The organism is Tsuneonella dongtanensis (assembly GCF_001698205.1).
GTDB lineage: Bacteria > Pseudomonadota > Alphaproteobacteria > Sphingomonadales > Sphingomonadaceae > Tsuneonella > Tsuneonella dongtanensis.
Window position 1 is genome coordinate 1,629,078 of sequence record NZ_CP016591.1, and the last position, 20,638, is coordinate 1,649,715.

Here is a 20,638-nt window from a genome sequence, read left to right on the forward strand (position 1 = left end):
CCATGTGTCCCGTCCCGAAACAGACCGACCCAATAGGGGACAGGGGTAAAGGTCCGCTTAAGAGGGAAAAGCTCCGCGCAAGAGGCCTCAGCGGGCTTGAGCGGGCGGGCGGGGCGCGATAGGACCGCCGCGCAATCCGAAAATTCTGGGGTGAGTGAATACTATGGCAACCGGCAATGACATGAAGGCGCACAAGGGCACCTACGGCGGTTTCATCACGCTGCTGAAGTGGTCGGTTCCGCTGATCGCGATCCTTACCATCCTCATCATCATCGCCATCGCCGAGTGACGGTCATCCCGCTGCGGATCGCCGTCCTCAAGGAAACCGCTCCGGGCGAGACCCGGGTGGCGCTGACGCCCGAAACGGCGAAGAAATTCATCGGCCTCGGCGCCGCCGTGGCGGTCGAAAGCGGGGCCGGCGTATCTGCCAGCATTCCCGACGCGGCCTACGCCGAAGCAGGTGCGGAAGTTCGTTCTTCCGCCGAAGTGGTCAAGGGTGCCGACATCGTGATGGGCGTGCAGGCCCCCGACGTGGCGGCGCTTTCGGGCGCCAATCCGGGAGCCTGGGTCGCGGCGACCTTCGATCCCTTCGGCCAGCGCGACCGGGTGGACGCCTACGCCAGTGCGGGGCTCGAGGCGCTCTCGATGGAGTTCATGCCGCGCATTACCCGTGCGCAATCGATGGACGTGCTGTCGAGCCAATCGAACCTCGCGGGCTACAAGGCGGTGATCGCCGCTGCTGACGCCTATGGCCGCGCCTTCCCGATGATGATGACCGCCGCGGGCACGATCCAGGCGGCCAGGGTCTTCGTGATGGGCGTCGGCGTCGCGGGCCTGCAGGCGATCGCGACCGCGCGCCGGCTGGGTGCGCAAGTCTCGGCAACCGACGTGCGTTCGGCGACGAAAGAGCAGATTTCATCGCTGGGAGCGAAGCCGATATTCGTCGAATCCGTCGCCGGGATCGAGGGCGAGGGGGCCGGCGGTTACGCCAGCGAGATGAGCGACGAATACAAGGCCGCGCAGGCAGAACTCGTCAGCAGCCACATCGCCAAGCAGGACATCGTGATCACGACAGCGCTGATTCCCGGCCGCGCCGCGCCGCGGCTGGTGTCGGACGCGCAGATCGCGACGATGAAGCCCGGCAGCGTGATCTACGACCTCGCGGTGGCGCAGGGCGGGAACGTCGAGGGTTCGGTGGCCGACCAGGTAACCGAGAAGCACGGCGTGAAGATCATCGGCTATTCGAACACACCCGCGACCTTGCCCGCCGACGCATCGGCGCTGTTCGCGCGCAACCTGTTCAACTTCCTCTCCGCATTCTGGGACAAGGAAGCGGGAAGGCCCGTGCTCGACGAGGAAATCGGCGACGCCATCCGGCTGACGCGGGGCGGCCAAGTGGTGAGCGAACGGCTCAAGGGGGGCTGAGCAGTGGATTTCATTTCGATCCTGTCGATCTTCGTGCTGGCGTGCTTCGTCGGCTATTACGTCGTCTGGTCGGTGACACCGGCGCTGCATACGCCGCTGATGGCGGTGACCAATGCGATAAGCTCGGTGATCATCGTCGGCGCGCTCATAGCGAGCGCGGCGGCGGGTAGTCCGAGCGCGAAGTGGCTCGGGCTGCTGGCGGTGGCGCTGGCGAGCGTGAACATCTTCGGCGGCTTCGCGGTGACCGCGAGGATGCTCGCGATGTACAAGAAGAAGGACAAGCCTGCGCCGCAGGTGGAGAAGAAGGCGTGAGCCTCGCCCCGATGCAGACCACCGACCTGTCGGTCGCGGCCGACGCGGCGCACGCGGTGAGCCCGTGGGTGGCGCTGGCCTATCTCGCGAGCGGCGTCCTTTTCATCCTCGCGCTGCGCGGGCTGTCGAGCCCGGCGACCAGCCGTGCGGGCAACCGCTACGGCATGGTCGGCATGCTGATCGCGGTGGTGACGACGCTGGTGACGCACGACGTTGCCTCTCTGCCTGAAATCGTTGGCGCGATCGTGGTCGGTGGCGGGATCGGCTGGGTCATCGCCCAGCGGATCGCGATGACCGCGATGCCGCAACTTGTCGCCGCGTTTCACTCGCTGGTCGGCCTCGCGGCGGTGCTCGTCGCGGTGGCGGCGTTCCTCAATCCGGGCGCGTTCGGCATTCTCGGGATGGACGGCAACATCCTCGCAGTCAGCCGGGTCGAGATGGCGCTGGGCGCGGCGATCGGTGCAATCACCTTCTCGGGCTCGGTGATCGCCTTCGCCAAGCTCAACGGCAACATGAGCGGGGCACCGATCCTGTTGCCGGGGCGACACGTGATCAATCTCGGCACCCTGGTGGCAATCCTCGGCGCAACCGCCCTCTATGCCGTGTCGAACGATGCGGGGGCGGGCGAAGGCTGGCTGTTCTGGGCGCTGCTCGCCGCGGCCTTCGTCATCGGCTTCCTGCTGATCATCCCGATCGGCGGGGCGGACATGCCGGTCGTTGTCTCGATGCTCAACAGCTACTCGGGCTGGGCCGCGGCAGCGATGGGCTTCACGCTGCACAACACCGCGATGATCATCACCGGCGCGCTGGTCGGCAGTTCGGGCGCGATCCTCAGCTACATCATGTGCCGCGCGATGAACCGCAGCTTCATCTCCGTGATCGCGGGTGGCTTCGGCGCGGACGCGGCGATCGCGGGCGAGGCGAAGGAGCAGCGCCCCTACAAGACCGGCAGCGCGGCCGACGCGGCCTTCATGCTCGAGCAGGCGGAAAAGGTCATCGTCATCCCCGGCTACGGCATGGCGGTCGCCCAGGCGCAGCACGCACTGCGCGAGATGACCGACATGCTCGAGGAAAAGGGTGTCGAGGTGAAGTTTGCGATTCACCCGGTCGCGGGGCGCATGCCCGGGCACATGAACGTGCTGCTGGCGGAAGCGCAGGTCCCCTACGACAAGGTCTTCGAGCTCGAGGACATCAACTCCGAATTCGCACAAGCCGACGTCGCCTTCATCATCGGCGCCAACGATGTGGTGAACCCGGCGGCCAAGACCGACAAGTCGTCGCCGATCTACGGCATGCCGGTGTTCGACGTCGACAAGGCCAAGCAGGTGTTCTTCATCAAGCGCAGCATGGGCGGCGTGGGCTACGCCGGCGTCGACAACGACGTGTTCTACATGGACCAGACGATGATGCTGCTCGCCGACGCGAAGAAGATGGTCGAGGACATCGTCAAGTCGTTCGACTAGGCGGGTTTCGGCTCAGCGCCGATCGTATCGGCGTGCCGCAGCGCGATCCGCCATTCGCCTTCTTCGCGGCGAACGATAGTCGTTACTCGTAGCGAGCGGCGGGCGATTTCCCCGCTATCCGCTCGCTTGGCTTCAACGCGCTCGAACCACACCAGCCAAGCGAAATCCTCCGCGACGTAGCGCACGACCTCTTCGAATGATACGCTGCCGCCGGCATAGAAACGCGCAACGCGCGCCGACTCCTGGACGATACGGTCCAGCCCCACAATCGGCGGCCCGAGGGGATTGGCAAGCGTCACGTCGGGCATTCGCGACTGGAGCGCCATCACCGCCGAGTTGTCGCCCTGCACCATACCCTGGAGGCCCTGCTGGTACGCCGCGACGAAAGTATCGAAGTCCGCGGTATCTGGCCGCTCTTGCTCGCTGTCCGGTTTCCCGACCGGATCGATGCCGGCGAAAACCGGAGCAGGCGATGCCGGACCGCCTTCGACTTCGGCGATGAACCCCCGGGTCAGCATGGAGTTGCTCTTGTCGGCCTCCCAGATTTCACGGACCAGCGGGATTGCCATCACCGACCGAGCATAGCCGCGACGCAGCGTCCACAATTCCTCGCCCAGGATACCGTGCTGGTAGAGCGCGAACTGTGCCTCGAGCCGCTGGAGGAACGCCCGCATGAACCGGTGGATCAGGTACTTCTCGTAGTCAGTGACCGGCGCCGTACCGGTCAGGTTGCGATACATGATCTCGCTCAGAGGACCGCCGTCCGATAACTGGTCGTTGATCGCGACGAACGAGTTTTGCGCGTCCCAGGCGGCCTTGGCGCGCATCACTTTCGTGTTCTGGCGCGTCTGGATGCCCAGGAACAGCAACGACGCGACGACCGCCAGCGCGGCCGTGATCTGCGCGATGTAGTTCAGGTCCTCGAGAGTCATGCGGCCAGCTCCGAACCCGCGAGGTTATCAATAGAGGCGCGAGTGGTCGCCGCCCTGTACGGGCAGGGCGATCCCGCTGACGAAGCTCGCCTTGTCGGACAGCAGGAACTCGATCGCGTCGGCAATGACATGGCTTTCGCCGATCTTGCCGGTCGCGGTGTACCGTTCGAGCAGCTTTTCGAATAGCGCCGGCTCGGCCTCGTAGTACGGGTCGACCATTTCCGAATGGCAGTATCCCGGGCAGATGGCATTCACCCGGATGCCTTCCCGGGCGTAATCGATCGCGCCGGTCTTGGTGAGGCCGATCACACCCCACTTGCTTGATACGTAGGCGCAGTTGCCGATGTCGCCGCCGTTGAGTCCATAGGCCGACGAAATGTTGATGATCGACCCGCCGCCGCTGGCCAGCATGGCCGGGATTTCCGCGCGCATCGACCTGAATACGCCCGTCAGATTGATGTCGATCGCGCTGTTCCAGTCGTCGTCGGTGAACTCGGCAACGGGGATGAACACACCGCCGGTCACGCCCGCGTTGTTGACCGCCCCGTCGAGCCGGCCCCAGCGATCGACCGTGCGAGCGACCATCGCGTCGACGTCGGCCTGCACGGTGACATCGCCCCGGATGAACAGACCTTCTCCGCCAGCTGCTTCGATCTGGGCGATCATCGCATCGCCCTGTTCCTGCCGCCGGCCGGTGATCGCGACTTTCGCGCCCTTCGCTGCCAGCTGGATCGCTGCCGTGGCGCCCAGGCCCGAAGTGGCACCGGTTATGAGGACGACCTTGCCGTTGAAGTCCGACATCGCGTTCACCATCATTTGGCGCGGCAGACGATGTCGGCCGGGCGGGGATGCGAACCCTGCGACGTCACCAGCTTCCCCATTGCCGGGGAATTGGCAAGCGAATTACTGTCTAGGTGCCCTTGACCGACGGCGTCCCGCCGTTGAGCGCGAAGTCACCAAAGGCAAACTTGCAGGTGTCGAACCCGGTCCAGATGATCGGCGTCTCGTCTCCCTCGAAGGTCATGCGCACGTCGTACTTGCAAACCTTGGGGTCCTTTTCGAAGTGGACGGTGTAGTCGTCTCCGGGCTTGATCGTCCCGGGGCCCTGGTCTTCTTCCCGCTTGTCCTTTTTCCAGTCGCCCGATCCGGCGACCGATACCTCGACCATCTTGATCGTCTTGCCGGTCTTGTTGACGAGCACGAAATCCCAGTTCTCGGCCAGAGCGGGGGCGGCGAGCGTCAGCAGCATCCCCCCCGCAAGCAGTTTCATGCGCATGGCATTTGCTCCGGTGCTGTAACCTGCTGAGGATGCTCCCCGATTGCGAGTCGTGCAAGGGCTCTGGCGGATTGACTTACATGGCGGTCAGTTGCAGCCTGCGACCCATGAGGATGACCTGTCTTGCCGCCCTGGCTCTGAGCGCCGCGGCTTCGCCCCTGTATGCCGCCACGCATGAGGTCGCCGCCGGCGACGGTGCGCAGACCCGTCTGCAGGAGGCCCTGATCCTGGCCGAACCGGGCGACGAGATCGTACTCGGCGCGGGCCGCTTCGCACTCGATGACGGTCTCAGTCTCGATGTCGACCGGGTGACCGTGCGCGGATCGGGCATGGATACCACCGTGCTCGACTTTACCGCTCAGAAGGGCGCGGGCGAAGGACTGCTGGTCACCAGCGACGGCGTGACCCTGCGCGACTTCGCGATCGAGAACCCCAAGGGCGACGGGATCAAGTCGAAGGGCGCGGACGACATCGTCTACCACCGGGTACGCGTGACCTGGACCGGCGGGCCGCTGTCGACCAACGGCGCCTATGGCATTTACCCGGTAGAGTGCACGAACGTCCTCATCGACGGGGTACAGGTTTCGGGCGCCTCCGATGCGGGAATCTACGTGGGCCAGAGCCGCCGGATCACCGTGCGCAATTCGCTTGCCGAGGCGAACGTCGCAGGAATCGAGATCGAGAACAGCCGCGACGCGCTGGTCGAAGCGAACCTCGTTACCCGCAACACCGGCGGCATCCTCGTGTTCGACCTGCCCAGCCTGCCGGTGATGGGCGGAGGCAACGTACTCGTCCGCGACAACCTCGTCGTCGACAACGACACGCCCAATTTCGCTCCGCCCGGCAACATCGTCGCCGGGGTGCGCCGGGGGACCGGCGTGATGGTCATGGCGAACGATGCCGTGACCGTGGAGCACAACACGATCACCGGGAATCCGACGTCCGGGATCATGGTCGTCGCCTATCCGCTCGCCTTCGAGGATGCGCGGTACAATCCCTATCCCCGCAAGGTGGCGATCGGCCCCAACCGGGCGAGCGGCAATGGCACCCAGCCGCAGATCGGCGGCGGCGAGCAGCTCGTCGCGATGTTCGGCGGCGCTCTGCCGGCGGTCATGTGGGACGGCCTGGGCGAAGGGGCGATCACGGTCGATCCGGCGTTGGCGGGCTGGACCCTCGCGCTGACCAAGCAGGGTCAGGGCCCCGACGATGCCCGTCCGGCACCTGCACGGTTTGCCGCTTATGCGGACGCGGTCGACCGGGCCACGGCGGGCGCGCCCGCGGAGCTCGACGCGCGCCTCAAATGATCCGTTCGGCCATTCTCGGACTGGCGCTGGCGGCAGCCGCGGCGGCGATGGCGACCGCGCGCGACACGCCTGCGCCGAGCGACGCGGTGATCCAGGGCGACTCCATGCCCCGGACATTGTCGGCATTCGGCTTCTTCGCCGACGCGGCCGAGCAGCTGCCGTCCGAGCGGGTGATGCCCTACCGCCTCAATACCCCGCTCTATTCCGACGGGGCCGACAAGCTGCGCTTCGCCTATGTGCCGTTCGGACAGCAAGCCAAGGCGCGCGGCGAGGGGTTGCTCGACCTGCCGGTCGGCTCGGCGCTCATCAAGACGTTTGCCTTCACCGAGAACGGGGAACGCCGGCTCATCGAGACCCGCGTCCTCCTGCACCGCGCAGACGGGTGGATCGCGCTGCCGTATCTGTGGAATGCCGAGCAGACCGAAGCCACCCTGGCCATCGCCGGTGCGCGCGTGCCGGTCGTGACCCCTGCCGGAGAATCGATCGAATACCGGGTGCCGAACAAGAACCAGTGCAAGGAATGTCACGGGCTCGAAGGCAAGGTCGTGCCCATCGGTCCCAAGGCGCGCAACCTGTCGCGCGGATGGCTCGATGATTTCGCGAGCGCGGGCCTGATCGACAAGGCGCCCGAAGTCGCGGCGCTCGTGCCGCTGTGGGAAGAGCGCGCCAAGGCACCCGTCGATGCGGTCGCCCGCGGCTATCTCGACGTCAATTGCGCGCATTGCCACCGGCCGGGGGCAACGGCATCGAACTCGGGTCTCGACCTGCGCTGGGAGCAAACCGATCCCAAGGCTCTCGGCATCATGAAACGGCCCGTCGCTGCAGGCCGCGGGGCTGGCGACCTGTTGTTCGGCGTGGTGCCTGGGCATCCCGAGCAGTCGATCCTGACCTACCGGATGGGCAGCCTCGAGGGCGGGGTGGCCATGCCCGAACTCGGCAAGTCCACGATCGACAAGGAGGGCCTCGGCGCCGTCGAACGCTGGATCAGGGGGCTATGAGGCGCTTCGTCAAGATTATCGCGATCATCGTCGCGGCATTGCTGCTCGCGTTCTTCGTATTCCGGACTCCCGATACCGACCCAGGGGAAATGCGGGCGAAGTACGGCGCGGCGCCCTCGCGATTCGTCGAGCTCGCCAGCGGCCCCAGGGTGCACCTGCGCGACGAGGGCCCGCGTGATGCGCCTGCGATCGTGCTGCTCCACGGCTCGAACGCGGACCTCCACACGTGGCAGCAATGGGTCGATGGCCTCAAGGGCGACTACCGGGTCATCCGGTACGACCAGCGCGGCCACGGGCTGACGGGCGGCGCGCCCGATGGCGACTACCGGACCGACCGCTTCGTCGCCGATGTCGACGCGGTGGCCGACAAGCTGGGACTCGACCGGTTCGTGCTCGCCGGCAACTCGATGGGCGGGGCGATTGCCGCGCGATACGCGATGAAGCATCCCGAAAGGCTTGCGGGACTGGTACTGGTGGACGCGGGCGGTGCCGCGATCCGCCGCGAAGGCGGGGGCAACCTGGCCTTCACTCTAGCGCGCATGCCGGTCGTGGCGCCCGTCGCGTTCCAGATCATGCCGCGTTCGATCGTCGAGCGAAGCCTCAGGCAAAGCGTAGCGAACCAGTCGATCGTGACGCCCGAAGCGGTCGACCGGTACTGGGAGCTCGCCCGCTATCCCGGCAATCGCGACGCGACGATGGCGCGCTTCTCGCTCGGCTGGCAGCAGTTCACCCCGCAACAGGTGGCGGGGATCCGCGCGCCGACGCTGGTGATGTGGGGCGAGGAGGACTCGCTGATCCCCTATGAAGCGGCAGGATGGTACATGGACCACCTGCCCGATGCGCAGCTCGTCCACTATCCCGGAATCGGGCACATTCCGATGGAGGAGGCGCCCGAGCAGAGCCTCGCCGACCTGCGCGCGTGGTTGGGCACGCTTACCCCCACCGCAGAACCCGCCGTCGCTGGACGCACCGCCGATTGACGCGCTAGCCTCTGGCCAAGGCGCGTACGATGGATCGAGGGAGTGTTGCTTTGCGCAAGTTGGGGCTGATCGGGGGCATGAGCTGGGCCTCCACCCGCGACTATTACGAACTCATCAATCGCGGCGTACAGCGCAAGGTCTCGCCAGGGTCCAGCGCGCCACTTCTCATCGAAAGCCTCGACTTTGCCACCCTTCGCGCAATCCAGGAGGATGCCGGTTGGGACCACGCGGCCGAGGTCCTTTCGGACAGCGCCCGCAGGCTCGCCGATGCGGGCGCGGGCGCGCTTCTCATCTGTGCGAACTCGATGCACAAGGTCTACGATCGCGTGGCCGAAGCTGCAGGCGTACCGGTGCTCCACATCGCCGACTGCGTGGGACGGGAGATGAAGGCTGCCGGTATAAAGAGTGCGGCGATCGTCGGCACCCGCAACGTCATGACCGAAAGCTTCTACCGCCGCCGACTGGTCAGTCACGGCGTGGACCTCTTGCCGCCAGACATGGAGCAGGTCGAGAAGATCGACCGGATCATCTACGACGAGCTGATGGTCGGCAAGGCGAGCCGCGAGGCGGAGCGGACGATGAAGACCTGGATCACGTTCAAGGAACGCGAAGGGGCCGAAGCGATCGTGCTCGCCTGCACCGAACTGTCGATGGTGGTGGACGTCGACGCCAATGTCTTGCCGGTGTTCGATTCAACCCGAGCCCATTGCCGGGCGGCCGTAGATTGGCTGACCGGCGACGAATAGTTGCACTCTTGCGACAGGGCGCATGGTTACGAAGGCCCTAATGATCTTTGTCTATTCCAATTGATGCGGCACGCGGCATTCTCGCCTTTCCTGATAGGGAGGGACCATAGATGAAAAACCGGGTTGTCGGCCGCCTCGCGGCCGCGAGCGTTGTTGCATTGGCGATGGGGATCGCCGCCACTCCGGCGCATGCTGAAAAAATCGCGAACCAGTACATCTGCGTGTTCAAGAACGACCGCGTCGCGAAGGACGAGGTTAATGGTCGCGCCAACGCCGCGGCCAAGGCGCACGGCGGTGCGGTCAAGTTCGTGTACCGCAAAACCATTCGTGGCTTCGCCGCCAACATGAGCGAACAGGCCGTGACGGCGATGCGCCGTGCGAATCCGTCGATCGCTTACTGCGAGCAGGATCAGGTCGCGCGCATCCCGCCGATCGACGCGGCGGCGCGTCCCGGCGGCGGCGGTGGCGGTTCGACCGGGCAGTCGGTTCCCTGGGGTATCCAGGCGGTCGGCGGCGCGGGCAACGGAGTGGGCAAGACGGCCTGGATCATCGATAGCGGGATCGATGCCGACCATCCCGACCTGAACGTCGACCAGACACGCAGCCGCGACTTCACCGGTTCGCGCAGCGGCTGGAACGACGAGAATGGCCACGGCACGCACGTGGCGGGCACCGTCGGGGCAATCAATAATTCGACCGGCGTGGTCGGCGTGGCGGCCGGGGCAACCGTGGTCGCGGTACGCGTGCTCGATCGACGTGGCTCGGGTTCCTATTCCGGCGTGATTGCCGGCGTCGATTATGTAGGAACCGCCGCAAGCGCCGGCGACGTCGCCAACATGAGCCTTGGCGGGCCCGTGTCGCAGGCTCTCGACGATGCAGTCCTTGCGGCCGGCTCGAAACTGAAGTTCGCGCTCGCGGCGGGTAACGAGACCGACGATGCCAAGAACCACTCTCCGGCGCGTGCCGGCGGCGTCTCGAAGACCGACAACGTGTTCGCGGTATCGGCGATGACCCAGTCGAAGGCGCTTGCCAGCTTCTCGAACTACGGTCTCGGCGTGGAATGGGCCGAGCCCGGCGTCAGCATCCCGTCGACCTGGAAGGATGGGGGCTACAACACGATCTCCGGCACTTCGATGGCATCTCCGCACCTCGCGGGGATCCTCCTGCTCGGCACGCCGCGCAGCGGCGGCGTGATTTCAGGCGACAAGGACGGCAGCCCGGATCCTATCGGCGTTCGCTGATCCGAACGATCTCCGGCGGGTCGCACCTGGCCGGATCCCTTGCGGGCCGCGCGTCTTTTCGATGCGCGGCCCGTTTTATCGGGCGCTTTCCGAGTGTTCCGGACCTGTTCCCGTTGCCCGCGTGAGGCGCCCCGCCTAACCGCTGGCCACCGATGACACTCGCACCCTACGCCGCCGATCCTGCCGCCAGCCGAGGGCGTGAGTTCGCGGAGAATAGAGAAGGTACCCGCGGCCCGCGCAGCGAATTCCAGCGCGACCGTGACCGGATCGTGCATTCGATCGCTTTTCGCCGCCTCAAGGCCAAGACGCAGGTGTTTATCGCGCCGGACGGCGATCACTACCGCACCCGGCTGACCCACAGTATCGAGGTCGCGCAGATCGGCCGCGTCATCGCCCGCGCGCTCGGCCTCGACGAGGACCTGACCGAGGCTTTGTGTCTCGCCCACGACATCGGGCACCCGCCCTTCGGCCACGCCGGCGAGGAAGCGCTGCAGGAAGCGATGGCGACGCGCGGCGGCTTCGATCACAACGCCCACACGCTGCGCGTCCTGATGCGGCTCGAGAGTCCCTATTGCGACCACCCCGGCCTCAACCTGTCGTGGGACCTGCTCGAAGGCCTCGCCAAGCACAACGGGCCGGTCGCGACGCCCAACTGGGCGCTCGCCGAACTCGACGAAACATTTCCGCTTGATCTCGGCGCATGGCCCAGCCTCGAGGCGCAGGTCGCCGCGATCGCCGACGACATCGCCTACGACAACCACGACATCGACGATGGCTTGCGCGCCGGGTTCCTGCTGCTCGACGACCTGCTCGAACTCGCGCCGATCGCCGACCAGTACCGCGCGATCGAGGCGCGCTATCCGAACGCGAGCGTCGACCAGCGTCTGCGCGAACTCGTGCGCAGCCGGATCGGGCTGATGGTCAACGACGTGATCGAAACGACCCGTGCGAACGCGAAAGGCATGCGCAGCGTGGCGGACGTGCGTGCACACGAGGCGCCGCTTGCCGGTTTCTCGACGGGAATGGCGGAAGAGGAACGGGCGCTGAAGGCGTTCATGTACGAGCGCCTTTACTATCACCCCGAACAGCTCATGGCCGCCACTCGCGCCCGCGATGTCGTTTCCCGCCTGTTCGCCGCCTATGACCAGAACCCGGACTCCTTGCCGCAGGAATGGCGCGCGGCCTTGCCGAAGGACGAGCCGGAGCGCAGCCGGCACCTCGCGGACTTCATTGCCGGGATGACCGACCGCTTCGCCATTCGCCAGTGTACCGCCATCTTCGGCCGCGAGCCCGAGGGGCTGCGGAATGTCTGATCCCCTGCGCATTGCGCTTGTCGGCTCCACCGGCCTGATCGGCGGAGAGATCATGAAGCTCGCCGTCGGGCGCGAGGATGTGCGGCTGGTCGCCATCGCCCGGCGTGAGGCGCCGCTGCCTGCCGGCGCGCGCATGGAGATGTTCGTCGCCGATCCGACCAAGTGGGGAGAGGTCTTCGAGGCGATCCGCCCGACCGCGGTCATCTGCGCCCTGGGAACGACTTGGAAGAAGTCGGGACGCGACGAGGCGGCTTTCCGCGCGGTCGATCACGATCTCGTCATCGCCACTGCCCGTGCGGCCAAGGCGCAAGGGGTGGAGCGGTTCGTGACGGTCAGTTCGGCAGGCGCCGATGCCTTGTCCAAAAATCGCTACCTTCGCACCAAGGGAGAGGTCGAGCGGGAGTTGGCGGCAATCCGCTTCAAGCGGCTCGACGTGCTGCGGCCCGGCCTCCTGAAGGGACGACGCACCGGTGACCTGCGGGCCGCCGAGCGGATCGCCATTATGCTCAGCCCGCTTGCCGACATGGCGATGCAGGGGAAGTATCGCGCTTACCGCTCGATCAAGGCGGAACTGGTGGCCAAGGCGGCCATGGCGCTGGCGATGCGCAAGGCGGCAGGTCGGTTCGTCCACGACAATGACGCCATACTGCGCGCGGCAGCGAGCCTGTCGCTGGTGCATCTCGACGAGTGATCACATTTTGATGTCGCAATCACATTAGGATGTGATATTGCGAGTCGCATGAACCAGACCATCGACCGCGTACGCGAGCTTGTCGCCGAAAACCGCATGAGCCGCGCCGCGCTGGCCAGAGCCGCAGGCCTGCATGCAAATTCGCTGCGCGATTGCCTCGAAGACAGCTGGAATCCCACCGCGGACACACTCGGCAAGCTCGACGTGTTCCTCTCCGCCAACGACGAGCGTCCGGTGATCGTATCCGCCGAAGAGATCATCGACGAGGCTCGCAACGGCCGTATGTTCATCCTGGTCGACGACGAGGATCGCGAGAACGAGGGTGACCTGATCATCCCGGCGCAGATGGCGACGCCCAACGCGATCAATTTCATGGCGCGGCACGGTCGCGGGCTGATCTGCCTTGCGATGACCCGCCAGCGGGTCGACCAGCTCGGTCTCGACCTCATGAGCCGCAACAATCGCACGCGGCACGAGACGGCATTCACGACTTCAATCGAGGCGCGTGAGGGTGTTTCGACGGGCATTTCCGCCGCCGACCGCGCGCGCACCGTTTCGGTGGCGATCGACGGCACCAAGACTCGCGACGACATCGTCACCCCCGGCCACGTCTTCCCGCTGGTAGCCCGCGATGGCGGAGTGCTGGTGCGTGCGGGCCATACCGAGGCTGCGGTGGACATCAGCCGCCTTGCCGGGCTCAACCCCTCGGGCGTGATCTGCGAGATCATGAACGAGGACGGCACAATGGCGCGCCTCGGCGACCTCGTCCGGTTCGCCCGGCTGCACGATCTCAAGATCGGGACGATTCGCGACCTCATCGCCTATCGCCGGCAGCACGACCATCTGCTGGAACGGCGCGCCGAGCGTCGGTTCGCGAGCCGTTGGGGCGGGGAGTGGCAGGCTGTCGCATTCTTCAACAAGGCTACCGGCGAGGAGACGCTGGCGCTGGTCAAGGGTGCAGTGCGGGCGGACCAGCCCACGCTCGTGCGGATGCACAGCCTCTCCCTGTTCCCCGATGTCTTCGGCGAGGAGAACCTGCGGGGCGGCATGGTCGAACGCGCCATGCAGATCATCGGCGAGGAAGGCGCGGGTGTGATCGTGCTGATCAACCGGCCCACGGCCGAATACGTCAGCGCCTCGATCCGCATGGGCCAGCTTGGCCAGCAGAGCCCCTCGGTGCTGCCGTCGAGCGAGCAGCGCGACTATGGCGGCGGGGCGCAGATCCTGGCCGAGCTGGGCGTGCACGACATGGTGCTGCTGACCAACACCGAGCATTCGCTGGTTGCGCTCGAAGGGTACGGCCTGAGCATCGTGGGCCAGCGGTCGCTGACCTAGAAGCCGCTACCCGAAAGCGCGTCGATCGCCGCCTGGAGGATCACCGCCGCTGCGTGCGCGTCGATCCGCTCCTTGCGCTTGCCGCGGCTCATGTCCTGTTCGATGAGCGCGCGTTCGGCGCTCGCGGTCGACCAGCGTTCGTCCCATAGCAGGATCGGCAGGCCGAGCGCTGCGGACAGGTTGCGGGCATAGGCGCGACTTGCCTGCGCCCGCGGGCCCTCGCTGCCGTCCATGTTGCGCGGCAGGCCGATCACGATGCCGCGAACCGTTCTCTCCCGCGCCAGCGCGGAAAGAAGTTCGCGGTCGCGCCCGAACTTGCCCCGCTCGAGCGTCTTGTGTGCGCTGGCGAAGCGCCAGCCCGCGTCGCACAGCGCGGTGCCGATGGTCTTGGTGCCGAGGTCGAGCGCGAGCAGGGCTCCGCCGTCGGGCAGGGCCGCGGCATAGTCGCGCGCGCTGTCGGTGATCAGCGGGGCGGGGTCCATGCCGAAACCCGGCGCCGCACGTCCTCCCGCAGGTTCGCCCAGAACAACGGGATGTCGTAGACATGGTAGTTGTTGCCTGGGAGTACGGCATCACCCATTTCGGGCGGGGCACCGATCAGCAGCAGCCCGCGATCGTCGCAACGGGCGGGCGCGTAGCCCCGGATGAGCGAGCCATGTGACAGGTCGCCGTTCGGCACCAGGGCGCCCAGGTTTGCGCCCGCGTCGGCAGAGCCGCCGATCCCGCCGGTGAGCGGATTGGAGCAGAGGAACGCGCTATCGCCGCGCAGCTGGCCATCGAAACCCTTCGATTCGCTGTAGGATTCCAGCAGCGGTCCCGGATCGGCGGGCTCGGCAAAGGTCGACCAGCTCATCACGCAGCCGGCCTGTTCGGCGGTCGCACAGGCGGGGAGACCGAGCGCGGGCAGGTCGTGCTCCAGCGAGATCGGCCAGCCGACCGCGTAGACCGCCGCCACCCGTGTCGCGAGCGGCTTGCCCGCGACTTCCTCGCGCAGGAGGCGCAGGAGATGCAGCGAGCCCTGGCTATGGCCCGCCAGCACGATCGGGTCGTCGGGATCGACACTGGCGAGGAACACGCGGAACGCATCGCGCACGTCGCGGTAGGCCGCATCGATCGCCTTGGTCGCTTCGGGACTTTCGGCGAGGAACGCGCCGAATGTCGCCTGCCGGTACTTGGGCGCCCAGATCTCGCTCGACTGGTTGAACGGGCTCGCCATTCCGCGGGCATAGATGCGCGCAATGCGATTGGCCTCCGCATCGTCGAGCGGGGCGTTCCAGCGGTTCCTGTCGAGGAAGCTGGTTGGATGCACGAAGAACACCGCGAATTCGCGCGGTTTCTCTTCCTCAGGATCGGCCGGGGTCGGAAGGAGCGAGCGGTCGTTTTCGTCCTCGAAGGCGGGCTGCCAGCGCGCGGGGTCGTTCACGCCCATCCCGGGGCGCGACAGCCACATCGCCGGATCCTGATACGCATTGGCGGCCAGCGGCGACTGCTCCACGAACTCTGCCGAAGGAACGAATGCGAGCCGGGTCAGCTGCTGCGACCAGATAGCCAGCGCAAAGGCGCCGGCGATCACGACGACGATGCAGAACGCGACGAAATAGAGAAACTTGCGGGCCATCAGGCGATCGCCGCTTCCGCTCCATCAGCAGACGAGGCTTCACCCTCGTCGTCTTCCTCGAGCCTGTGCGAGCGACGCTCCAGCGCGACCTTGATCATCGCGAGCATGGGATCGGCGAAGGTCAGCCCGAGAACGCCGAACAGCACGCCCATGATCAGCTGGAAGCCGAGAACCAGCGCCGGCGCGAGATCGACCGTCTTCTTGGCGATCATCGGCACGAGCACGTAGCCGTCGAAATTCTGCACCGCGAGATAGATCCCGATCGTCCACAGGCCCATCTCGGTCCCGCCCGAGAAGCCGACCAGGACCATCAGGACGCCCGAGATGATCGCCCCGATATTGGGAATGAAGGCGAGGATGCCGGTGATGAGGCCCAGCAGCGCCGCCATCGGCACCCCGACGAGCGTGAGCGCGACGTAGGTGAAGATGCCTTCCGCGAACATGCCCAGAAGCCGGCCCGCGAGCAGTCGCCGCATGGTGTAGGCCATATGGCTGAGCGTGTCGGCGAGATCGTCGCGCTTGGTTTCCGGCACCATCCACGAAAGACCGCGCTCGTACGGACGCGGATCGATCGCAAGGTAGATGCCGATGATGACGATCAGCAGAAGTGTCGTCAGCGCGCCGAAAACGCCCCCGATGGCACGGGTGACGGTCCCGACTCCGCTGACGAGGCTGCCAGCGATGCCCTGGATATCGTCCTGGCTGATCGCGACGCCTTTAGACCGGAGCCATGCAACCGCCTTGGCCGCCTGCTCGGTAATGAGCGCCGGGAACTGGGCCGCCTGCTCCGCGATCTGCGACCCGGCGAACATGACCAGCCACACGGTGAACAATGTTCCCAGCAGCAGCACGATGGCGACGCACCAGCCGCGCCCGATAGGAAGAAACCGACCGAGCAGGCGCGCGCCGCCGTCGAGCATGGCCGCGAAAACCAGCGCCCCGAAAATCACCAGCAGCGACTGCGCCAGGTAGACCGCGAGCACGGCCAGCCCGATCACCCCGGCCCAGATCGCCGCGCGATTGGCCTCGAGGCGAAGAGCCGGGTTGGCGATTCGCGTGGGACTGGCGCCGACGTCGCCCTCCGCGTGCGGGTGGCTGTGCTCGTGCGGCGCGGTGTCGCTCATTCGCCCGTCGTCCCCTTTGCGATGGCCGGACGCAAAGTGGACCATGCACGGCCTTCACGCAAGGAACTCCACCATGTCAGGGGGTTGAGCGTCGTCGTGCCGTCGAGCGAGAAGGTTATGAACTCGGCGCGGCCGCCGACATTCTCGAGCGGGACCGGCCCGCCGAGGCCGCTCTCCCAGGTTTCCGCGCGGCTGTCGGCCGAATGGTCGCGGTTGTCGCCCATCAGGAATACGTGACCCTTGGGCACCGAAATTTCGGGCATGTCGTCGAGCGGCTGCTGGCGGTGGTCGACGATCCGGTAGGTCGCACCGTTGGGGAGCGTCTCGCGCCGGGCGGGGACTTCGTAGTAATCCTTGCCGTCGGGCGAGCGGACGCGGAAGCCCTCGAAGTAATCGAGGCACGGGGTGCCGTTGCAGACCTGCGAATCGACCGGGATTCGGATATCGGGCTCGACCTTCTGCGGCACCGGCTTGCCGTTGAGAACGATCTGGCCGTTGACCACCGCGATCCGGTCGCCGGGCAGGGCGACCACGCGCTTGATGTAGTCCTCGTCGCGCGTCGGCGGCACGGCGATGACGATGTCGCCATACTCGGGGGTCGATCCCAGGATGCGCCAGTCGCCGCGCGGCAGGACGTGGAACGAGGCCGAGACCCAGCTCCAGCCATAGGGATACTTCGAGACCACCAGCCTGTCGCCGACCATCAGGTTGGGCACCATCGAGGTCGATGGGATGTAGAAAGGCTTGGCGACCAGGCTGTGGAACGCCAGCACGGCGAGCAGCATAAGGCCCAGGCCGCGCAGTTCGGCCAGCCAGTCTATCTTTTCGCGCTTCTTGTCGGAGGTGCTCAAGGGGTTGATTTCGCTTAAGGAGGTCATCGGGGTAGGGCCTCGATCACGACGAAGGCCTGCGCCCATGGATGGTCGTCGGTTAGGGTGAGATGAATACGCGCCTCATGGCCGTCCGGCACCAATTCGGCAAGCCGCTTGGCGGCCCCGCCAGTCAGCGCGAGGGTGGGCGCGCCCGAGGGGGCGTTCACGACGCCGATGTCCTTGTGGAACACGCCCCGCCTGAACCCCGTGCCGACCGCCTTGGCATAGGCTTCCTTGGCCGCCCAGCGCTTCGCGAAGGTGCCCACGCGGGTAAAGGGGCGCTTGGCCGCCTTGGCCCGCTCGACATCGGTGAAGCAGCGCGCCTCGAACTTCTCGCCCCACCGCTCGAGCGAGTTGGCGATGCGGTCCATGTTGGTGAGGTCGCTGCCAAGGCCGATGATCACCGCATGCCCCTCATCGCGCCAGGTCCATCAGCTCCCGCATCCGCACCACCGCCGCCTCGAGCCCGACGAACACCGCTTCGCCGACGAGGTAGTGGCCGATGTTGAGCTCGGCGAGCTGGGGGATGGCGGCTACGGCCAAGACGTTGTCGTAAGTCAGGCCGTGGCCGGCGTGGGGCTCGATCCCGTTCTTGGCGGCGAGGGCGGCCATGTCGGCAAGCCGCCGCAGTTCGCCCTCAACCTGCTCACCCGTCGCGTGGGCGTATTCGCCCGTGTGCAGTTCCACCACCGGCGCACCGAGAAGTAGCGCGGCCTCGATCTGGCGCTCTTCGGGGGCGATGAAGAGGCTGACGCGGATGCCCGCGTCTGCCAGGCGGCTGACGATCGGGGCGAGCCGATTGTGCTGCCCCGCGGCGTCGAGCCCGCCTTCGGTCGTGCGCTCCTCGCGCCGTTCGGGCACGATGCACGCGGCGTGCGGTCTGTGGCGCAGCGCGATCTCGAGCATCTCGTCGGTCGCGGCCATTTCCAGGTTGAGCGGCAAGTCGGTCGCCGCCTGGATACGGGCGAGGTCGTCGTCGCGGATGTGGCGGCGGTCTTCACGCAGATGCGCGGTGATCCCGTCGCCGCCGCAGCGTGCGACGATCTCCGCCGCGCGCACCGGGTCGGGGTGGTCGCCGCCGCGCGCGTTGCGGATCGTCGCCACGTGGTCGATGTTGACGCCGAGACGGAGACGCTGGGTCAATTTATTTGCGGCTCCCCGGCTTGGACACCGGAATCGCGGCGAGTTCAGGGGGAACTTCGTCTTCGGCATAGCTGGGAAAGTTGATGTCGATCAGCGGGTAGAACGGCACGCCCAGATCGACCGTCCCGTTCGAGCGGTCGACCAGTGCCGCCTCGGCAATGACCTCGCCGCCTTCCCGGCCGACCGCGGCGATGGCTTCGCGGCTGGAAAGCCCCGTGGTGACGACGTCCTCGACCATCAGGACTTTCGCGCCCGGCTCCAGCCGGAAACCGCGACGCAGTTCGAACGTGCCTTCGGGGCGCTCGAGGAACACGGCGTCCTTGCCGAGTGCGCGGCCCATCTCGTGCCCGATGATGAGGCCGCCCATCGCGGGACTGACGACAACGTCGATCTGGCTTCTGAGATCGCGCGGCAGCTTCTGCGCGAGCGCGATGGCGAGCCGCCCGGCGCGGTCGGGGTTCATCAGCACCCGGGCGCACTGCAGGTAGTGCGCGCTGTGCCGTCCGCTTGACAGCTTGAAGTGCCCTTCCAGCAGGGCATCGCAGCTACGGAATTCGTGCAGGACTTCTTCGTCGGTCATCGGCGGATCGTGCGGGCTCGGTTGAGGGTGGGGAAAGGCGGGCAAAAATCTCCCTAGAAGCGCTTGAGGCATGGGGCAAGCGCGCGTATAGGCCCGCCCAAACCCCCGTCAGCGGGGTTCATCCGGCCTGCCATGAGGGCGGAAAACCGGGCACCAAGAACAGGCATAAGACGGAAAGCTTCGCACCGATGATCCTCGGCAAATCGACCGCCCGAATCCTTGCCCCGCTGTGGGCCGCGCTGCTCGTGGCGCTCGCCCCGCAGGCCGCTCTGGCGCAGGACGCCGCACCGGCGGTCGAACGCGCCGCTGCGACCGAGGCCGCTCCGGCAGCCGCGGAAACCGGTGCCGCCGCGATCGGCGCGGTGGACGACAAGGCCGATGCCTCGACCACCGACGTCGCCGAAGGGGCCTCGGCCTACAAGCCGCTCGGTCCCGAGTGGATCAAGGGCCAGCCGACCCCCGGCGGCCTCGACGTGCAGAAGCAGTATTCGCCCATCGGCGAGCAGGCGGTGCCGTTCCACAACGCGCTCGTCTGGATCATGGCGATCATCAGTGCCTTCGTGCTGGGCCTGATGCTCTACACGATGATCCGCTTCCGCCGCTCGGCCAACCCGGTTCCTTCGCGCACCACCCACAACACGCTGATCGAGGTCGTTTGGACGCTGCTTCCGGTCCTTATCCTCGTCGGTATCGCGATCCCGTCGATCAGCCTGCTGTCGGCACAGTACCAGTCGGCGCCGAAGGATGCGGTGACGGTCAAGGTCACGGGCTACCAGTGGTACTGGGGCTACACCTATCCCGACAACGGCGGGTTCGAGGTCATCTCGAACATGCTGCCTGAAGACGAAGCGGAGCGGCGCGGCGAACCCGGCCAGCTCGCGGTCGACAACCGCATGGTCGTGCCGGCCGGCGAATGGATCCGCATCCAGACCACGGCCGCCGACGTCATCCATGCCTTCGCCGTGCCGAGCCTGTGGTTCAAGCTCGACGCCGTTCCCGGCCGCCTCAACGAGAAGCGGCTGATGATCAAGGAGCCGGGCATCTATTACGGCCAGTGCTCGGAACTGTGCGGCGCCAAGCACGGCTACATGCCGATCGCGGTCGAGGCGCTGCCGCGTCCGCAGTTCGAGGCATGGGTCCGCGCGCAGGGCGGCACCGTCGGCAAGCCCGAGGAAGCCGCCGCGCCCGCCGTCGCGCCGCTCCAGCAGCCCGAGACCGCCGCGCAGCAGCCTGCCGAAGGCGCCGAAGCTCCGGCGACCGAAGCCGCTCCCGCCGCCTGATCACC

Annotated in this window: 23 protein-coding genes; 13 read left to right on the plus strand and 10 right to left on the minus strand. The window is 66.6% G+C overall.

Features of this window, described 5'->3' with window-relative positions:
• The first annotated feature begins 163 nt into the window (after positions 1-163).
• From A6F68_RS14700 to A6F68_RS07920, 4 genes are read left to right on the plus strand one after another with little or no spacing between them, the layout of a single operon-like run.
• Positions 164-289 carry an aa3-type cytochrome c oxidase subunit IV gene (locus A6F68_RS14700; protein ID WP_084001756.1) on the plus strand — a complete coding sequence of 42 codons (126 nt, stop codon included), beginning with the start codon at positions 164-166 and terminating at the stop codon, positions 287-289.
• Positions 290-300: 11 nt separating this feature from the next.
• Entirely contained in the window at positions 301-1,425 is a 1,125-nt protein-coding gene (locus A6F68_RS07910) for an NAD(P) transhydrogenase subunit alpha (protein WP_067682303.1), read from the plus strand.
• A 3-nt stretch (positions 1,426-1,428) separates the two neighbouring features.
• A complete protein-coding gene (locus tag A6F68_RS07915) occupies positions 1,429-1,737 on the plus strand; it encodes an NAD(P) transhydrogenase subunit alpha part 2 (protein ID WP_067678277.1) in 309 nt (102 codons plus the stop codon).
• A gap of 11 nt (positions 1,738-1,748) precedes the next feature.
• Entirely contained in the window at positions 1,749-3,200 is a 1,452-nt protein-coding gene (locus tag A6F68_RS07920; protein WP_067678280.1) for an NAD(P)(+) transhydrogenase (Re/Si-specific) subunit beta, read from the plus strand.
• Here A6F68_RS07920 and A6F68_RS07925 read toward each other — a convergent pair.
• From A6F68_RS07925 to A6F68_RS07935, 3 genes are all read right to left on the minus strand, one after another.
• Entirely contained in the window at positions 3,197-4,132 is a 936-nt protein-coding gene (locus A6F68_RS07925; RefSeq protein WP_067678284.1) for a YybH family protein, read from the minus strand. The genes A6F68_RS07920 and A6F68_RS07925 overlap by 4 nt on opposite strands.
• A gap of 27 nt (positions 4,133-4,159) precedes the next feature.
• The gene (locus A6F68_RS07930) at positions 4,160-4,948 is read right to left on the minus strand and encodes an SDR family NAD(P)-dependent oxidoreductase (RefSeq protein WP_084001757.1); all 789 of its coding nucleotides are present in this window, start codon (positions 4,946-4,948) and stop codon (positions 4,160-4,162) included.
• Positions 4,949-5,042: 94 nt separating this feature from the next.
• Positions 5,043-5,402, minus strand: a complete 360-nt coding sequence (locus A6F68_RS07935) for a hypothetical protein (protein ID WP_198152573.1) — start codon at positions 5,400-5,402, stop codon at positions 5,043-5,045.
• 119 nt (positions 5,403-5,521) lie between these two features.
• On the opposite strand from A6F68_RS07935, the gene A6F68_RS07940 reads away from it, so the two are divergent.
• From A6F68_RS07940 to ribB, 8 genes are all read left to right on the plus strand, one after another.
• The gene (locus A6F68_RS07940; RefSeq protein ID WP_335673609.1) at positions 5,522-6,712 is read left to right on the plus strand and encodes a parallel beta-helix domain-containing protein; all 1,191 of its coding nucleotides are present in this window, start codon (positions 5,522-5,524) and stop codon (positions 6,710-6,712) included.
• Positions 6,709-7,710, plus strand: a complete 1,002-nt coding sequence (locus tag A6F68_RS07945; RefSeq protein ID WP_067678293.1) for an SO2930 family diheme c-type cytochrome — start codon at positions 6,709-6,711, stop codon at positions 7,708-7,710. The genes A6F68_RS07940 and A6F68_RS07945 overlap by 4 nt, the downstream gene beginning before the upstream one ends.
• Positions 7,707-8,690 carry an alpha/beta fold hydrolase gene (locus tag A6F68_RS07950; protein ID WP_067678296.1) on the plus strand — a complete coding sequence of 328 codons (984 nt, stop codon included), beginning with the start codon at positions 7,707-7,709 and terminating at the stop codon, positions 8,688-8,690. The genes A6F68_RS07945 and A6F68_RS07950 overlap by 4 nt, the downstream gene beginning before the upstream one ends.
• 50 nt (positions 8,691-8,740) lie before the next feature.
• Entirely contained in the window at positions 8,741-9,436 is a 696-nt protein-coding gene (locus A6F68_RS07955) for an aspartate/glutamate racemase family protein (protein ID WP_067678298.1), read from the plus strand.
• Between the two features lie 110 nt (positions 9,437-9,546).
• Positions 9,547-10,677, plus strand: coding sequence for a S8 family serine peptidase (locus tag A6F68_RS07960; RefSeq protein WP_067678300.1), 1,131 nt, complete (start codon positions 9,547-9,549; stop codon positions 10,675-10,677).
• Positions 10,678-10,829: 152 nt separating this feature from the next.
• Complete coding sequence (locus tag A6F68_RS07965; RefSeq protein WP_067678302.1) at positions 10,830-11,990, plus strand: deoxyguanosinetriphosphate triphosphohydrolase; 1,161 nt, start codon at positions 10,830-10,832, stop codon at positions 11,988-11,990.
• Positions 11,983-12,681, plus strand: coding sequence for an NAD(P)H-binding protein (locus A6F68_RS07970; protein WP_067678305.1), 699 nt, complete (start codon positions 11,983-11,985; stop codon positions 12,679-12,681). Before A6F68_RS07965 ends, A6F68_RS07970 begins: the two co-directional genes overlap by 8 nt.
• A 48-nt stretch (positions 12,682-12,729) precedes the next feature.
• Positions 12,730-14,016, plus strand: a complete 1,287-nt coding sequence (ribB, locus tag A6F68_RS07975) for a 3,4-dihydroxy-2-butanone-4-phosphate synthase (protein ID WP_067678309.1) — start codon at positions 12,730-12,732, stop codon at positions 14,014-14,016.
• Here the strand turns inward: ribB and ruvX are convergent.
• From ruvX to pyrE, 7 genes are read right to left on the minus strand one after another with little or no spacing between them, the layout of a single operon-like run.
• The gene (ruvX, locus tag A6F68_RS07980) at positions 14,013-14,498 is read right to left on the minus strand and encodes a Holliday junction resolvase RuvX (RefSeq protein ID WP_067678312.1); all 486 of its coding nucleotides are present in this window, start codon (positions 14,496-14,498) and stop codon (positions 14,013-14,015) included. The two genes, ribB and ruvX, sit on opposite strands and share 4 nt — an antisense overlap.
• Positions 14,480-15,634, minus strand: coding sequence for a DUF3089 domain-containing protein (locus A6F68_RS07985; RefSeq protein ID WP_067678315.1), 1,155 nt, complete (start codon positions 15,632-15,634; stop codon positions 14,480-14,482). Before A6F68_RS07985 ends, ruvX begins: the two co-directional genes overlap by 19 nt.
• Positions 15,634-16,758, minus strand: a complete 1,125-nt coding sequence (locus A6F68_RS07990; protein ID WP_067678318.1) for an AI-2E family transporter — start codon at positions 16,756-16,758, stop codon at positions 15,634-15,636. The genes A6F68_RS07985 and A6F68_RS07990 overlap by 1 nt, the downstream gene beginning before the upstream one ends.
• Entirely contained in the window at positions 16,755-17,636 is an 882-nt protein-coding gene (gene lepB, locus A6F68_RS07995; protein WP_067678321.1) for a signal peptidase I, read from the minus strand. Before lepB ends, A6F68_RS07990 begins: the two co-directional genes overlap by 4 nt.
• On the minus strand, positions 17,633-18,034 hold the full coding sequence (gene acpS / locus A6F68_RS08000; protein WP_067678324.1) for a holo-ACP synthase: 402 nt from the start codon (positions 18,032-18,034) through the stop codon (positions 17,633-17,635). Before acpS ends, lepB begins: the two co-directional genes overlap by 4 nt.
• A gap of 10 nt (positions 18,035-18,044) precedes the next feature.
• A complete protein-coding gene (locus tag A6F68_RS08005) occupies positions 18,045-18,773 on the minus strand; it encodes a pyridoxine 5'-phosphate synthase (RefSeq protein WP_067678326.1) in 729 nt (242 codons plus the stop codon).
• Between the two features lies 1 nt (position 18,774).
• Entirely contained in the window at positions 18,775-19,353 is a 579-nt protein-coding gene (pyrE, locus tag A6F68_RS08010) for an orotate phosphoribosyltransferase (RefSeq protein ID WP_067678328.1), read from the minus strand.
• A 188-nt stretch (positions 19,354-19,541) separates the two neighbouring features.
• Here pyrE and coxB point away from each other — a divergent pair, with 188 nt between their 5' ends.
• Positions 19,542-20,633, plus strand: a complete 1,092-nt coding sequence (coxB, locus tag A6F68_RS08015) for a cytochrome c oxidase subunit II (RefSeq protein ID WP_074428294.1) — start codon at positions 19,542-19,544, stop codon at positions 20,631-20,633.
• The last annotated feature ends 5 nt before the right edge of the window (positions 20,634-20,638 follow it).

Coding starts and splice junctions, on each gene's coding strand:
- A6F68_RS07990 (WP_067678318.1), bottom strand. CDS start 16,758: ATGAGCGACACCGCGCCGCACGAGCACAGCCACCCGCACGCGGAGGGC.
- lepB (WP_067678321.1), bottom strand. CDS start 17,636: ATGACCTCCTTAAGCGAAATCAACCCCTTGAGCACCTCCGACAAGAAG.
- A6F68_RS07985 (WP_067678315.1), bottom strand. CDS start 15,634: ATGGCCCGCAAGTTTCTCTATTTCGTCGCGTTCTGCATCGTCGTCGTG.
- A6F68_RS07925 (WP_067678284.1), bottom strand. CDS start 4,132: ATGACTCTCGAGGACCTGAACTACATCGCGCAGATCACGGCCGCGCTG.
- A6F68_RS07940 (WP_335673609.1), top strand. CDS start 5,522: ATGACCTGTCTTGCCGCCCTGGCTCTGAGCGCCGCGGCTTCGCCCCTG.
- A6F68_RS07930 (WP_084001757.1), bottom strand. CDS start 4,948: ATGATGGTGAACGCGATGTCGGACTTCAACGGCAAGGTCGTCCTCATA.
- A6F68_RS14700 (WP_084001756.1), top strand. CDS start 164: ATGGCAACCGGCAATGACATGAAGGCGCACAAGGGCACCTACGGCGGT.
- ribB (WP_067678309.1), top strand. CDS start 12,730: ATGAACCAGACCATCGACCGCGTACGCGAGCTTGTCGCCGAAAACCGC.
- pyrE (WP_067678328.1), bottom strand. CDS start 19,353: ATGACCGACGAAGAAGTCCTGCACGAATTCCGTAGCTGCGATGCCCTG.
- ruvX (WP_067678312.1), bottom strand. CDS start 14,498: ATGGACCCCGCCCCGCTGATCACCGACAGCGCGCGCGACTATGCCGCG.
- A6F68_RS07945 (WP_067678293.1), top strand. CDS start 6,709: ATGATCCGTTCGGCCATTCTCGGACTGGCGCTGGCGGCAGCCGCGGCG.
- coxB (WP_074428294.1), top strand. CDS start 19,542: ATGATCCTCGGCAAATCGACCGCCCGAATCCTTGCCCCGCTGTGGGCC.
- A6F68_RS07920 (WP_067678280.1), top strand. CDS start 1,749: ATGCAGACCACCGACCTGTCGGTCGCGGCCGACGCGGCGCACGCGGTG.
- A6F68_RS07935 (WP_198152573.1), bottom strand. CDS start 5,402: ATGAAACTGCTTGCGGGGGGGATGCTGCTGACGCTCGCCGCCCCCGCT.
- A6F68_RS07960 (WP_067678300.1), top strand. CDS start 9,547: ATGAAAAACCGGGTTGTCGGCCGCCTCGCGGCCGCGAGCGTTGTTGCA.
- A6F68_RS07970 (WP_067678305.1), top strand. CDS start 11,983: ATGTCTGATCCCCTGCGCATTGCGCTTGTCGGCTCCACCGGCCTGATC.
- A6F68_RS07950 (WP_067678296.1), top strand. CDS start 7,707: ATGAGGCGCTTCGTCAAGATTATCGCGATCATCGTCGCGGCATTGCTG.
- A6F68_RS07965 (WP_067678302.1), top strand. CDS start 10,830: ATGACACTCGCACCCTACGCCGCCGATCCTGCCGCCAGCCGAGGGCGT.